The 14,985-nt window shown below is 44.8% G+C and carries 16 protein-coding genes; 3 read left to right on the forward strand and 13 right to left on the reverse strand.

All coding sequences use genetic code 11. The features are described 5' to 3' along the window. Positions 1-166 precede the first annotated feature (166 nt). Complete coding sequence (ompR, locus tag JMX83_RS09050) at positions 167-925, forward strand: osmolarity response regulator transcription factor OmpR (RefSeq protein ID WP_102093351.1); 759 nt, start codon at positions 167-169, stop codon at positions 923-925. A gap of 79 nt (positions 926-1,004) precedes the next feature. Continuing rightward, complete coding sequence (locus JMX83_RS09055) at positions 1,005-2,252, forward strand: CobW family GTP-binding protein (protein WP_227675799.1); 1,248 nt, start codon at positions 1,005-1,007, stop codon at positions 2,250-2,252. Positions 2,253-2,323: 71 nt separating this feature from the next. On the opposite strand, the gene JMX83_RS09060 is transcribed toward JMX83_RS09055, so the two are convergent. From JMX83_RS09060 to ubiG, 4 genes are all read right to left on the reverse strand, one after another. Further along, on the reverse strand, positions 2,324-2,590 hold the full coding sequence (locus JMX83_RS09060) for a DksA/TraR family C4-type zinc finger protein (RefSeq protein ID WP_201600864.1): 267 nt from the start codon (positions 2,588-2,590) through the stop codon (positions 2,324-2,326). A 150-nt stretch (positions 2,591-2,740) separates the two neighbouring features. Further along, complete coding sequence (locus tag JMX83_RS09065; protein ID WP_201600866.1) at positions 2,741-3,577, reverse strand: YciK family oxidoreductase; 837 nt, start codon at positions 3,575-3,577, stop codon at positions 2,741-2,743. 99 nt (positions 3,578-3,676) lie between these two features. Beyond that, positions 3,677-4,387, reverse strand: coding sequence for an HAD family hydrolase (locus JMX83_RS09070; protein ID WP_201600868.1), 711 nt, complete (start codon positions 4,385-4,387; stop codon positions 3,677-3,679). Positions 4,388-4,470: 83 nt separating this feature from the next. Next, positions 4,471-5,313 (reverse strand): bifunctional 2-polyprenyl-6-hydroxyphenol methylase/3-demethylubiquinol 3-O-methyltransferase UbiG, encoded by an 843-nt coding sequence (ubiG, locus tag JMX83_RS09075; RefSeq protein WP_201600870.1) that lies wholly within the window; start codon positions 5,311-5,313, stop codon positions 4,471-4,473. A 516-nt stretch (positions 5,314-5,829) separates the two neighbouring features. Between ubiG and JMX83_RS09080 the strand changes: the two genes are divergently transcribed. Beyond that, positions 5,830-6,450 (forward strand): thiol:disulfide interchange protein DsbA/DsbL, encoded by a 621-nt coding sequence (locus JMX83_RS09080; RefSeq protein ID WP_201600872.1) that lies wholly within the window; start codon positions 5,830-5,832, stop codon positions 6,448-6,450. 128 nt (positions 6,451-6,578) lie between these two features. Here the strand turns inward: JMX83_RS09080 and yjgA are convergent, their stop codons facing one another. From yjgA to JMX83_RS09125, 9 genes are all read right to left on the reverse strand, one after another. Then, positions 6,579-7,091, reverse strand: a complete 513-nt coding sequence (yjgA, locus tag JMX83_RS09085) for a ribosome biogenesis factor YjgA (RefSeq protein ID WP_201600874.1) — start codon at positions 7,089-7,091, stop codon at positions 6,579-6,581. Between the two features lie 49 nt (positions 7,092-7,140). Then, positions 7,141-8,076, reverse strand: coding sequence for an RNase adapter RapZ (gene rapZ, locus JMX83_RS09090; protein ID WP_227675802.1), 936 nt, complete (start codon positions 8,074-8,076; stop codon positions 7,141-7,143). Between the two features lie 95 nt (positions 8,077-8,171). Beyond that, positions 8,172-9,074: a pantoate--beta-alanine ligase gene (gene panC / locus JMX83_RS09095; protein WP_201600879.1), complete on the reverse strand. Its 903-nt coding sequence runs from the start codon at positions 9,072-9,074 to the stop codon at positions 8,172-8,174. A gap of 49 nt (positions 9,075-9,123) precedes the next feature. Further along, on the reverse strand, positions 9,124-9,924 hold the full coding sequence (gene panB, locus JMX83_RS09100; RefSeq protein WP_201600882.1) for a 3-methyl-2-oxobutanoate hydroxymethyltransferase: 801 nt from the start codon (positions 9,922-9,924) through the stop codon (positions 9,124-9,126). A 118-nt stretch (positions 9,925-10,042) separates the two neighbouring features. Beyond that, entirely contained in the window at positions 10,043-10,564 is a 522-nt protein-coding gene (gene folK / locus JMX83_RS09105; protein ID WP_201600885.1) for a 2-amino-4-hydroxy-6-hydroxymethyldihydropteridine diphosphokinase, read from the reverse strand. Position 10,565: 1 nt separating this feature from the next. Continuing rightward, positions 10,566-12,758 carry a polynucleotide adenylyltransferase PcnB gene (gene pcnB, locus JMX83_RS09110; RefSeq protein WP_201600888.1) on the reverse strand — a complete coding sequence of 731 codons (2,193 nt, stop codon included), beginning with the start codon at positions 12,756-12,758 and terminating at the stop codon, positions 10,566-10,568. Positions 12,759-12,924: 166 nt separating this feature from the next. Then, entirely contained in the window at positions 12,925-13,224 is a 300-nt protein-coding gene (locus tag JMX83_RS09115; RefSeq protein ID WP_227675800.1) for a ComEA family DNA-binding protein, read from the reverse strand. A 94-nt stretch (positions 13,225-13,318) separates the two neighbouring features. Continuing rightward, a complete protein-coding gene (gene mazG / locus JMX83_RS09120) occupies positions 13,319-14,185 on the reverse strand; it encodes a nucleoside triphosphate pyrophosphohydrolase (protein WP_201600893.1) in 867 nt (288 codons plus the stop codon). Positions 14,186-14,298: 113 nt separating this feature from the next. Next, on the reverse strand, positions 14,299-14,985 hold a 687-nt coding region (locus JMX83_RS09125), incomplete at its 5' end, for an RNA-guided endonuclease InsQ/TnpB family protein (protein ID WP_201600895.1).

Here is a 14,985-nt window from a genome sequence, read left to right on the forward strand (position 1 = left end):
ATAGCACAAATATTGAGATGTGCTGATACATTGAACAATAGTTTTTGATTTTATGACGTGCTTGTTTTGACCCATCATTAAATAACGATAATTAATGGCAGTGTTTTACTCATCGCTTTTTACTCGTCATTTCTGCTAACAATAATTTTTATAAGAGGATGCCTGTATGACTGATAACAACAGCCCCGATACTTTGACTCAGCGTATTTTAGTTGTCGATGATGACGCTCGCCTGCGCTCTTTGCTACAGCGCTTCCTAGAAGACGACGGTTTCGTCGTTCGTACTGCCCATGACGGCAGTCAGATGGACAAACTCATGCAACGTGAGCTCTTCTCTTTGGTTGTGTTAGATTTGATGCTACCAGGCGAAGACGGTATCAGCATCTGTAAGCGCCTACGTGAAGACAATGCGGACATTCCAATCATTATGCTGACCGCCAAAGGTGGCGATGCTGACCGTATCGCAGGTTTGGAAGCGGGTGCAGATGATTACCTACCTAAGCCGTTTAACCCAAAAGAGCTATTGGCGCGTATCAAAGCCGTGTTGCGTCGTCAGAACCGTGAGCTTCCAGGGGCACCAAGTCACCAATTAGAAGTGGTAGAATTTGGTCCATGGACACTAGATCTATCGACTCGCACGCTCAAACGTGATGGTAACGTCGTCACTTTGACGACAGGTGAGTTTTCGGTGTTGAAGGCTCTGGTACAGCATCCACGTGAGCCGTTGACCCGTGATAAGTTGATGAACCTTGCCCGTGGTCGTGAGTGGGGTGCGATGGAGCGCTCTATCGATGTGCAAGTATCACGCCTACGTCGCTTGATTGAAGACAACCCTTCACAAGCCCGCTATATTCAAACGGTTTGGGGTGTGGGCTACGTGTTCGTTCCTGATGAAGCTGAGGTAGAAACCATCAAGAGTGAGTAACTTTTGACTGATGACATTTCTTTTAATATAGGCCGTGTTTGGTCATTCACAAGCACGCGCCAATATGATGAGCATACCTGTGAAAAACTCTATTATTTTCCAAAACATACCCTGCACATTAGTGACAGGGTTTTTAGGTGCTGGCAAAACTACAGTAATCAATCAGCTGCTTGCCACAAAACCTAATGACGAGCGCTGGGCTCTCTTAATCAATGAGTTTGGCCGTATTGGTATTGATGGCGCACTCCTAGCAAGCTCTCAAGACAACGATCTTGAGCAAAAGAATATCGCCATTCGAGAAGTCAGTGGCGGTTGTATTTGCTGTACTAGTCAGTTGCCCTTACAAATTGCGATCAGTCGTCTGCTCAGTGACCATCACCCGCAGAGACTACTTATTGAACCCACAGGATTGGCACATCCACGCGAGCTGATACTACAGCTCAGTGCGTCACATTGGCAAACCGCACTACAGATGAATACGGTGATGACCGTGCTGAGTGGTGAGCAGTGGCAACATATTAAGTATCGTGACCATGACGGTTTTCAAGCGCATGTCCGTGATGCCGATGTGCTGATAATCAATCGTTATACCCAATTAGATACTAGCGAAAAACAAGCCTTGGTAGAATGGATAGCCAAGCTAAATTCACACGTAAAAATCATTTGGACAGCATCAGGACTAACAGCATCTGAGACAATAGACTCATCAGATGTCCATTCATCAGATAAGTTTGTAGCAAATAAACTTGTAGCAGATGCATACTCGTCTACTTTGAACGACCAACTGAATAAGCCCAGCTCTATCATTTCCAATCAACGAAAAGTCAGTATCGCGCATCCTCAAAAATCGCTGATTGGTTTACAGTCTCAAGCCAATTCTTTAGCAGCTGCGCCATCATCGAGTTCATCTACCGATGAGACCGAAGCTCAGACCAGTGCTGATAACGATCTGCCCTATCGTTACCATGAAGAGCAGCAAGATTTTCAATTGGCTGGATGGCGACTACCTGCACATTACATGCTAAATGCTGACGATTTACAGAATTGGTTGTTAGCATTGCCAAACTGGCAACGTATCAAAGGCGTGGTACATACTTCTGATGGTTGGATGCAGATCAATTTTAACCCTGGTAGTCTAACCACCAAAACTATTAACCCACAGACGGATAGTCGATTGGAAATTATTTTGCAATTAGATGTCGCTGTCGATACGAATGCTGTCGATACAGCTACAGAAAAAACAGAAACTGAACATGATGCCAAAGCGTCATTAGCCTTGATAGACTGGGAGGATTGCGATCGCGAACTGATGGCAATGGTTATATAGCAATAGACAAAAAAAAGGGCGGACATTGCTATATTATCTAGCAATGCCCGCCTTTTTTCTTTTCTTTCTTTTTAGCGCAACTGACTGTCCTTACTGCCGCGACGGTTGAATAGCTCAGCCGCTTTTGCTTCTTGTTCAAGCTCTGTCTGACAGCTAACGCAATGCTGAATACCAGGCACCGCTAGTCGCCGCGCTTCTGGAATAGGGTTACCACATTCGTCACACAGCTCAGCACTGATACCTGTTGGTAGCGAACGCCGCGCTCGCTCCAAGGCATCATTGACCGTTGCATCCATTTGCTCGTGCTCAGCACCATCTCTTGACCAGCCACCTGCCATAATTTTATCCTATTTGTTTTTTATTAGTCATTATTCTGTATATAATTTCTTTAATAACAAATAGATGGGGCTAGATACGACTGATTGCAACCTAACAATCGTCGCAATACCATAAATAAAGCATGGCAACATAAAGCAAAAATGTCACTGCTAATCTTTTGGCTGCAACTCAACGACTTGCCCGCGCACGCCAATACTTGCATCACTCATCAGACAGACGTAACCTGCCATAACATCTTCAGGTGTTTTTAAGCTCATCGGATTTTCACCCGGATACGCATGGGCGCGCATATTAGTACGTGTACCACCCGGATTAATACAGTTAAAACGCAGATTCGTGGTATTTTGGGTTTCTTGAGTAAAGATATCACTCATACCTTCGACCGCTTGTTTTGATAGCGCATAAGCACCCCAAAATGCGCGAGGATGCGTGCCAACTGTACTAGAAGTAAAGACAATAGAGCCATGATTGGCATCTTTTAGCAGTGGTAGCAATGCTTGGGTGAGCATAAAGGTCGCTGTAAAGTTGACCTTCATGACTTGAGCGAATGTATCAACGTCGTACATCTCAAGTGGCGTCAACTGCCCAAGCACACCAGCATTATGCAAGATACCGTCCAGCTGACCAACTTCTTTATCAATCAGTCCTTCTAGCTGCTGCATTTCAGCATAGGTCGCCCCTTCTAGATTCATCGGCAACATAGCAGGCTGTTTACCGCCAAGGCTCTCAATCTCGTCATAGACATACTCAAGCTTGCTGCTGGTACGACCTAGTAGCAAAACGGTAGCGCCATAACGAGCATAGGTTAATGCTGCAACACGTCCAATGCCATCCCCTGCGCCTGTCACTAAGATAGTTTTTCCATCTAGACAATGAGCTGGTGGCACAAAGTTACGAATATCGTCATGAGTCAAAGGTTGAGTAAGACTTTGAACGTTTTTTGGGTTGTCTGTCTGATTAGCTGGCTGATTGATATTGTCACTCATGCTATTGCTCACTACTTATCATTGAATCATTGAAAATATATACTTATCGGTATGAGCTCAAGATGACTCATACTAATAATTTACCACCCAAAAATCAGTCTATAAATACTCAAACTTGCCAGAAGAAAGCAGCAATTGGCTCAATTGCTCAGGGGTGTCAGTAATATGATCTGCGCCCCATTTCTTTAGCGTTTTTTGATCTTCAGGTGGAATATAACCATAAGCTGCCAAAATCGTAGACATGCCGGCCGCCTTGCCCGCTTCGATATCGCGTATATGATCGCCTACATAAAGCACACAGCCAGCAGCCCCTCGCGGAATACCGAGTTTCTCTAGCGCCATATACATTGGCTCTGGATCTGGTTTTGAGCGCGACACATCATCAGGGCATACCAAAACGGCACAACGCTCATCCAATTGCATCTTATTTAATAATTTTTCTGCCAGATAGCGAGGCTTGTTGGTCACGATACCCCAAGGTACGCCTTTGCTGTCTAAATCAACTAGCACCGCCTCAAGCCCCTCAAACAAGCAACTGTCAACACAGATATCTGCCTCGTAGTCATCTAAGAACTGCTGGCGAAACGCAAGCAACGCCTCTTCACTGACTTCTAGTTGATCGTTATGCCTGAGCATCAATTGCACCATGGCTGAAGCGCCGGCAGAGACTTGCTCGCGGATTTCTGCCTCAGGCGGCGCTTGCCAATCGTTTTCGAGACTCATTTTACCAATGATACGCACAAAATCTGCAGCAGTATCGATTAACGTCCCATCAAGGTCAAATAAAACAGCTTTTACAAATTGGGTCATAGTGAATGCTCTTGAAAGTGATAACGTGTTTAGTAAAATTACAATGGATAAAGAAAGCCGTTTACAGTGCTCATTCTACCGCGCTAAACCGATGGTTTTTGGACAGCTATCATATAGTTCACATCAACGTTTTGGGCGAGCCAATAGCGCTTAGTCAGCGGATTATAATGCAAACCAATGATATCTTGGCGTACAAAACCTGTATTGATGGCCATTTTGTCTAGCTCAGCTGGGGTAATAAACTTGGCATAATCATGGGTGCCGCGGTCGAGCAATCGCAGCACATACTCTGCGCCAACAATAGCAAACAAGTACGACTTAGGATTTCGGTTGATCGTCGATAGGACACAAACACCGCCGGGCGCTAAGAGCTCATAACAAGCCTGTACGATCGAGCTAGGATCAGGCACGTGCTCCAGCATCTCCATACAGGTCACCACATCGAACTGACCTGCATGCGTTTTTGCTAGCGCTTCAACTGGAATATGCTGGTAGCGTAAAGTGCTCTCTAATCCGCTTTGCTCAGCGTGCACTGTAGCGGCCTTGAGGTTTTCAGTACCCAAATCGATACCTGTCACATCTGCACCACGACGTGCCATAGACTCTGACAGTATTCCGCCACCGCATCCTACGTCCAGCACTTTTTTGTCAGCGAGCCCTTGCTCAGCGGTTTTATGAGTCACACCATCACTACGAGTATCGTTTTGATAACCACGCTTGATGTTCTCTTCTATCCAATTCAAACGCAGCGGATTGATCTCATGTAACGTTGCAAATGCACCTGTGTTGCTCCACCACTCGCTCGCCAGATTGTTAAATTTTTCAACTTCGCTGGGGTCCACGTTTATAGTGCCGGCCGCCGTGTTATCGAGATTTTCGTTGGTTTTATTACTCGAAGATGGCGAAGAAGATAAAGCTGAGCTCATAGTATTTTCCTTGATTGTCATTATAGTTGTTATCGTATACAGTGCACGGTTATGTGCTCAATATTAGCATGAGAGCCGTATATTTGTCGTAGGTACATCGTCACTGATTGTGAATGGGCTTAGCAAACGTCTATTTCTTACTTGCTTTTTTACCTGCAGTTTTATGGCAAATAATAGAGAATAGCGGCTTTAAACATACTTATTCGCGTGCTTTATAATGAGTATAAAGTAAGCATAGCGATGAGCCGTAAGCTTAAAAGAGCTAACTATCAGAAATGACAAGCAATATGCCTTAAATAATAGCTAACAACTTTATAACTGTCGGTTAAGAATCCGATTCACAAGCGTGCACGTTTTACGCTATCATAGTCGATACTTCAATATTGTTCGATTATACTTGACGCTGTATCGTTCAGACACTCTGAAAATCGTATATCTCACATATCGATGTTGTAAATGTCATAAATACCCTAACCTTTTAACAAACTCTAAATCCCTATACCTCAAGGATAAAGTATGAAACGTGTCATTACACTGACTGGTCTGGCGATGGCCATTGGACTTGCCTCAATGGGCGCACAAGCTGCGGACTATGTCGCTGGAAAAGATTATCGCGTAATAGACAACCCAGAGACCATCAGCGGTGATGCTATCATTGTTCGTGAGTTTTTCTGGTATGGCTGCCCGCACTGTAATGTGCTTGATCCGCACATGGAAAAATGGGCAAAGACTAAAGACAAAGATGTCGTATTCTTCAAAACACCAGCGGCACTTAATCCTGTTTGGGAAGCCAACGCTCGTGGTTTCTATGCAGCTCAGCTTTTAGGGTTCGAAGACAAAACCCATTCTGCACTATTTGACGCGATCCACAAAGATGGCAAAAAGCTGTTTGATCAATCATCGTTGAGCAAATGGTACGCATCAAAAGGCGTGAACGAAAAGAAATTCAACAGTCTATATAACTCATTTGCTGTTGGCACAAAAATTGGTCGCTCACAAGAAGGCGCTAAACGTTATCAGCTTTCTGGCGTACCGGCTGTGGTCGTACAAGGCAAATACGTGGTAACTGGTGAAGATGCAAAAGTGCCTAAAGTTGTTGAATATCTAGTCGATAAAGCCCGCGCTGAAAAGAAATAACTTATATCACGTTAGCTTGAATAGCATCATTTACGTGCGATAATATCTATATGACACACTAAAAAGCCAATCATTCATTGATTGGCTTTTTTGCGTTCTAAAATCTAATCGATATTACTATCGTATATCTATTTTTTCAATTGCGACAAGATCGCCACTTCGCGAATATAGCTTGCCAAGTCTGCTTTGGATTCTGCCATTAGCTCATCATCTTGCATATGTTTGGCGTACTCAATCCATAGTAGTAATTGATACATACTGTTGTGCTCAGAAGCTTTATATTGTTTTACAAACTGCTTGAGCGTGCCCTCATCATTGATATTCAGACGATCATACCAACTTTCAATTTTAGACACTTGCTCTTTAGGAAAAAATGCATCAAACAATGCCTTGACCAACTCGTGGCGATTTTCTTCGCTGATGAGTTTACCGACGCGTTTGGTCTGACGGTTACGAGCATTGGCGCTAGTAATATCAGCCAATGCCATGAGTTCCGCCATGAAATAATCACTGGCTGGCAACGTTTTTAGCTGTTTTTTTGATAGGCCAGCGAGCGGTATAGACAGTTGCTGCAAGCGCTCATGAGATTTTTTGAGTTCTGTGCGCGAGACGCGCATATCTTGTTCTGACCAGTCAATCATAAAAGCTTTCCAAAATAATAAGTAATAAAATTAATAGTGCTGAATATAACTACCAACGACTTTTTTCGCGATGTTTTGCCAGTACCTTTACACCTTCTGGCATCGTATCAGCGAGGCGACGCTGCAAATGATCGGTGATAAATACTGAACGATGCTTACCGCCGGTACAGCCGATCGCCACCGTCACTGTATGACGATTATTGTGCAAAAACTCTGGTAGCCAACGTGTCAAAAACCTATCGATGTCATTGAGCATTTCAGACACTTCAGGGTAATCAGCGAAGAATGCGCTGACTTCAGCATCGAGCCCTGTCGAGGCACGCAGCTCAGGATTCCAATGTGGATTGGGCAAAATCCTAACATCAAATACAAAGTCAGCATCAATGGGACTACCGTGCTTAAAACCAAATGACAATAGGTTAATGACAATCTGATTGTCCATGCCAATGTGTTCGCGCAACCTATCTTTTAACTGATGGATATTTAGACTGGTAGTATCAATCTTGATATCGGCATGACCAGAAATTGGCTCTAATAATTCAATTTCTTTCTTGATCGCAGCAGGCAGGTTAAATGCGATATGCTTTGCGTTGTCACTATCAACATCTTGAGACATCAGGGGGTGAACACGGCGCGTCGCATTGAAACGCGCTATCAGAGTATTCTCTTGCGCCGTCACATATAGGACTTGTACTGCTTGCGCCCCATAGGTTTCTTTCAAAGAAGCATAGGTCGCGGCAAAGTTAGATAGATCAGCTCGTGGCGTCCGTATATCAACACCTAGCGCAATACGGTGGATACCGCTTTCTTTTACCAGCTTGTGGGCGGCGCTCGGCAATAAAGACAACGGCAGATTATCAATAGAGTAATATCCTAAATCTTCTAGGATATTTAACACTGATGTTTTGCCTGATCCTGAACGGCCTGATACCACTAGAATACTGAGCTTGTCCGTTGATATTTTTGGCGTTGATATTTTTGGCATTGTCGATGCGGCTTGATTATCGCTTTGATCCTGACTTATATCCATGATCTACCCATTCTAGTTCATTGCATCCGATACATTATGTATCGAAGGGTTTACCCCACCACCACTAACTGATTATCCAATAAACGTGCGCGTCCCAGCCATGCTGCAACCAAAATAACAATGTTTTCATTTTCTATATTGAAGGTTGTAGAGTCACTTGCGACAGAACCCAGCGCTTCAGTTTTTACTTCTAGATAATCAATCGTGAAACCTGCCTCACTAATGCGTGTACGCTTGTCTGCTAGTAATGACTCAAACGCTTGCTGGCTGATGCCACCATCTTTCAACTGCTCTGCCAAATCTTGTAGCTCTCGATGCAGTATAGGCGCAACTTGTCGCTCAGATTCGGTTAAGTATTGATTACGCGAGGAGAGCGCTAGTCCATCATCAGCACGAATAATAGGTGCGCCAACAATCTCAATTGGGTAGCTCAAATCACGCACCAACTGCTTAATAATAGCCAGCTGCTGATAGTCTTTTTGTCCAAATATCGCCACATCTGGTTGCACAATGTTGAAAAGCTTAGAGACAACGATACCAACGCCATCAAAATGACCAGGGCGTGATTGACCACATAATTGGTTACTAATAGCGCCAGCCAATACAGTAGTCGGTGGTGGTAATACTGGGTACATCGCATCAACGCTTGGCGCAAAGACATAATCTGCACCAACAGTGGCAAGCTTAGCCACATCTTCGTCTAGTGTACGCGGATAACTATCAAAATCCTCACCCACACCAAACTGAGTAGGATTGACAAAAATACTAACGACGACGATATCCGCATGCTGTTTAGCAATCTTTACCAGCTCTAGATGACCCTCATGCAGATTGCCCATTGTTGGTACTAACGCAATACGCTGCTGACGGTCTTGCCTGCCGCTTTGCTGACCACGATACGGCTGAAGCGCTGCACGTAGTGACGAGATATGATGATGAATGATAGGAGACATGGTAATTTTCTTATATTTCAATATTCTGATATTTGAAAGCTCAAATAGATTAGCTAAACTGGTGCTGTTCGGTTGGGAAACTGCGGTCACGTACCGATTGCTGATATAACGCAAAAGCCCCTTCAATACTGCGTGCACTGTTACGCTCATCGGTCAAAAAGTCATGTACAAAACGTGGCACACGACCATGTACCATACCCAGCATGTCATGCATCACCAGTACCTGACCATCAGTATCTGCGCCAGCACCTATTCCAATGACTGGTACAGCGACAGCATCTGTCACTGTTTTGGCAAGTGCTGCTGGCACACACTCTAGCACCAACAGCGCTGCACCAGCATCAACCACTGCCTTAGCATCAGCGAGCAATTTATCAGCCGCTTCGTCACCGCGGCCTTGAATCTTATAGCCGCCAAAGACATTGACCGATTGCGGGGTCAAACCAAGATGTACACAAGTGGGCGTTCCTGCTTGCGCTAAAGTCGTCACCAATTCACAGAGCTCACTACCGCCTTCGACCTTAATCACATGCGCGCCTGCTTGCATCAATTGGCGGCTATTGGCAATGGCTTCTGGCAACGTCACATAACTCATGAACGGCAGATCGGCCAATATCAAAGCGTGTTTATTACTACGGGCGATATTGGCTGTGTGATATGCCATATCATTGACGGTCACAGGTAGCGTTGAGTCGTGGCCTTGCACGACCATACCTAGACTATCACCAATCAAAATCGTATCGATCTGTGCCTTATCCATCATCCGTGCAAACATTGAGTCATAGCACGTCAAGCAAGTAAACTTAGTACCGTCTTTTTTAAATTTATTTAACGTAGATAATGTTGTCATATGACCCTCAATTAACTTGCAATGCCTTTAATTATCAATGTCTATCACCTTAGCTAGCGTTAGTGAGCTATCATAAAAAGTATCTGATACTTAATCATTTATGATAAGCCACTGCAGATCAGTCATTTGATAATAATTTTAAGCCTGTCCAATCATAACCTTGTGGGTAATCAGCTATTGGTTTGTCTAATATAGTCAAATGTGGCGCTAACTCTCGCAGTGGTATCAATACAAAATTACGCTCGCATAGTCCAACGTGCGGAACCGTTAGCTGTGGTTCGGCAATCTGCATATCACCGTATAGTAAAATATCGACATCTAGACTACGCTCACCCCAGCGGCGTAAACGTGCCCGCTTGGCCATGCTCTCTAACTGCTGACAAAAACTAAGCAGCTCAAAAGGCGTCATTACTGTCTCAAACCCAGCAACCGCATTGATAAAATCTGGCTGGTCTTGTGGCCCCATCGGCGCTGACGCATAAAAAGAAGACACGCTAATTTCGCGTATTTTCTCATTATTTTTCATGCTTTCAAGCGCTTGCTGCAAGTGGTCTGTAGGCGAGCCCAACTCATTAGATAGATTGCTACCTAAACCCACATAACAGGTAACCCAGTGACTACCATTTATACTATTATCCATATCAGGCACTTTCAGTACTAGGCTGACGGCGACGGCGTTTTGATGGCACAGGGCCTTTATCGTCGGTCACTTTAACAGTAGGAGCTTGATTACTAGTAGCTTGCTCAGTTTTTGCTGTGGTTGCTTTGACTGATTTTTTAGTCTTTGTTGGTGTAGCCGCTTTCTTCGTCACTTTATGCTCTACAGCTTCTGTAGTATCAGTTGAACTAGCGGATTTCGCTACTGACTTAGGTGCTTTTCTCGCATATTTCGCTGTTGACTGCTCTTTATCACCCTTGCTTTGTAACTCGACACTATTTGTACTATCAACAGTGGGCTGACGACGGCGACGCTTGTGCGGAATCGGCTCGTTATTCATACTGACTAATGCAGGCGATCTAGCGATTGAGCGAGTTGGCCTTGCCTGATCATATGATGCCTTAACCTCTGACGAATTAGCTTGAGACAACTGAGTGTTATCTGGACGATCAGCTTTATCCATTTGCTTTTGGGTGTCGTTATTAGTCGACGCTTGCTTTTGCACAGGTGCGCTCGTACGCTTCGGCTGCGATGCACCCTCAGCTGGCAGCTGCTTTTGTAGCGGCGGCACAACTTTTTCGTGCTCTATAACAAATAGTGGCGCAGGTTTAGAGTGATGGCGTTTGTTTGTCACTTGGTTATTACTGGCAAGCGATAGCTGTTGTAACTGCGCAAGCTCATGACTGTCTTGCTTTACCTGCTGCGTGTCGTATGCTTTGTTGTTGCTGCTGTCAATTTTAGACTGACTGACAGCGCGGCGACGGCGTGCTGGGATATTCGATGAATCGTTTACCATTGTCTGATCCTTTCTACCTTTCTCAGTACTATCATTAGCATTGCTTTGTTTCGCACTGCTCTGATTAGATGGTGAGTGATCAGTAATATTTGCTTCTGGTTTTTGACGATTGCGTCCACGGCTACGTTGCCCTTTTTTGTAGGCACCGCGGCGAATATTTTCGTCGAACGCTTCAATCGCTTGCTGCTGCTCTCGCTCAGACAATGTCTGATACGTCTGCCACCACTCGCCCATCTCATTCGTCGACTCTGACAATGGATGCTCAGCATCGCCGCATTGCTCACGCAATAATAAAAAGTCAAAACCCGCACGAAAGCGCGGATGCTCAGAGAGTTGAACGATTTGCTTGCTACGCGGAGCGGCAAGTTTTGGCTGCAATATCCAGATATCACGGATAAATTGCTCAGCAAATTTTGGAATAGCGGTTTTAATACGTTGACGATCGATCACTTTGCCCGCAGCGTGCATTTGCGCTTCAGCAAACGGCATGTTGCGCTTTTTGGCTTTTGCCAATTGATGCAGATAGTTTTCCCACAGTAAGGCAGCATAAAAGAACGCAGGGTTGATGCTTTTGCCTGCCGCAATACGCTTGTCGGTATTGATGGCCACTTGATTGACTAAGCCGCTTGGCTCGGCTGGTGGATAAATGATGAGGCTATCGATCGCGCCAGACTCAAACAATAATGGCAACAGTGGCACTAGATAACCACCAGTAAACATCTTCTGTGTTTCATCGTAGAGACGATGTGGCGATATCTGCTCGAGCAGCGCCCAATTACCATCGTGAAACTGATCGGCTAACGCATCATCAAACTCAAAGCCCAATTTGGCTTTAAATCGAAGGGCACGTAATAACCTTACTGGATCTTCTTCGATACGCACTGGCGCATGGCCCAATAGACGAATGATTCTGTTATCAATATCTTCAAGCGCACCGCAGAAATCGTGCACCACGCCTTTGAGCGGTTGATAATAGAGCGCATTGATAGAAAAATCACGACGGGCAAAATCTTGTTTGATATCGCCCCATACATTGTCGCGCAGGATCATCCCGTCTTGGTTGGTATTGGCATTGCTCGTTGGTGGACCACGGAAAGTAGCCACTTCGATTAACTCGCGACCTGAATACACATGTGCCAATTGGAAGCGGCGACCGATAATGCGGCAACGCTTGCCAAAAACGTCTTTAATCTCGTGAGGCTTGGCATCAGTCACGGCGTCAAAGTCTTTTGGGCGCAGACCCAATAAGGTATCGCGCACACCACCACCAACGATATACGCATCAAACCCAGCTCGGGTCAATGTGGCAATCACTTCAGTAATGGAATTGGGTAATTCAGATTTGTTCAGTTCTAACTGCTTGGCGGCACGCTCGGCCATGCATCTACTCCTCGCCGGTATTCTTTAACCACCCCTGAATAACACAGCGTTTATCAGGCGGATGTACCCGCTAGTTTAACAAATTTTGCACGTGCTGGGTGTGTTATGACATTTACTTACATGCTATTTTGTCAATATTGGGATTGATTAATGCAAAATACCGCTATTAGTCTTGCACACTTAAGCGTCTTCGATTTTTCTCAAGCGTTTTTGCACCAATACCTTTCACCTTTGCTAACTCATCTACTGTTTTGAATTCACCAAACATTTCACGATATAAAATAATCGCCTGTGCTTTACTGCTGCCAATACCATTTAGCGATACCAGCTCGCCTTCACTGGCACGATTGATATTTACGGTGGCTTCATCTCGTGCCTGTATTTTGGCATTCTCTTGTGCCAGCAGATAATTGTAAGCGCGCTGAGGGTTGTCAAAACAAGGAGCAGCGTGGGCACTATTAAGCATCAGCAGAGCACATAAAAGACCGAAAATAGCCATTGCTATGTAGCTGCTAGACAAAATATAGATGCTAGGCGAAATATAGCTGCGAGACGAAATTTTATGATGAGCGTTCATATTGTTTCGCCGCTTCCCACAATGCATCCATTTCGGTTATATCGCTGTCTTCAATACGCTTGCCAGCGAGTTCTAGCTGCTCCTCGATATAACCAAAACGTGACTTAAATTTATGTACGCAGGTTAAGGTGGCGGCTTCTGCATCAAGGTTTAGTTTACGTGCGACATTAACAAGCGCAAACATGCAATCGCCTAACTCCTTTTCGACCTCTCTGATATTATCTTTGATCTCGACTATAGATTTATCTGTTAGCTCATGCTTTAGCTCGGCAATCTCTTCATCCAGCTTTTCGACTGCACCAGCGATACCTTCCCAATCAAAACCCAGCGTTGACGCTTGTTTTTGCACATCTTGTGCCTGCATTAAGGCACTGCCCGCTTTCACTTGATCTAAGCGGCGTTTTGATTTACCACGTGCCTCGCGTGCCTGCTGCTCTTCTAATTTAATCTCATCCCAGCGTATTTTTACTGCCGCATCGTCTTTGAGCGTTTCGGCTTCAAACACATGTGGATGACGGCGAACCAGCTTCTCTTGTAAGGTCGTAATGACATCACTCATATCAAAGCGCCCTTGTTCAGCGTACATCTGACAATGAAAGATGACTTGTAACAGCACATCACCCAACTCGCCTTTGATATCTTCATCATCATCGCTTTGCACCGCTTCGCCCAGCTCATAGGCCTCCTCAATAGCATAAGGAATAAGGCTATGATTGGTCTGTTTCCTATCCCACGGACAATCTGCTCGTAGACGAGCCATCAAAGCCAGTAAATCATCAAACTCACCGCTAGCCTCTGGTGTACCCTGCACAGGCTCAGGCACTGTTACTTTATTATCTAAAATACTCATAGGAAATACTCTTATATTTTATTTATCATGCCATTTTTTGGCTTGGTATAGCGCTTGACATACTCCCACCACTTTCGCCAAGCTCAAGTGGGGGATTCTAAAAGCAAATGCTCTTAGGCGACTTTCTCACGAAGGTCACTTGTTTTCTGTTTCAACGGGCGACCTTTACTGCATCCTCCCTCCGCAGACAAAACGGCATGTCCTGCCGATAAAATATTTTTAGCTGCATTAATATCAGCGTTGGCTTTATGATCACATTTGACGCACTCAAACTTTGACTGAGTTTGTCTGTTTTCTTTAGCGATATGCTGGCATTCAGAGCAGGTTTGGCTGGTGTAGCGTGGATTTACTTTAATCAGTAACCCACCGCGCCATTGCTGCTTGTACTCAAGCATATTGACCATCATGCCCCAGCCTTGATCTAAGATTGATCTATTCAATCCTGACTTGGCTTTAACCTGACGACCTTTGTTCTCTACCGTACCGCTTGCTGACTTCGACATATTGGCTACTTTTAAATCTTCACAAGCGATCATAGCGTGGCTTTTGCTGATGCGGGTGGTGATTTTATGCAAGTAGTCATGTCTGATATTGGCAATGTGGCTGTGTAGCTTTTGAATCTTGCGGTTTTGCTTTTTCCAGTTTTGGCTAAACAGAACCTTTCTGCTTAATCGACGCTGTAATTTGGCCAGTTTTACTTGATTGGCTTTAAAGCTGTTCTTAGGTTTAATGTACTGACCGTTTGAGGTGGTGAGTAGTTTGCTGATACCCATGTCCAAGCCAATGGCGGTTTTAGAGGG

The sequence above is a fragment of the Psychrobacter piscatorii genome, assembly GCF_904846415.1.
Lineage (GTDB): Bacteria > Pseudomonadota > Gammaproteobacteria > Pseudomonadales > Moraxellaceae > Psychrobacter > Psychrobacter piscatorii.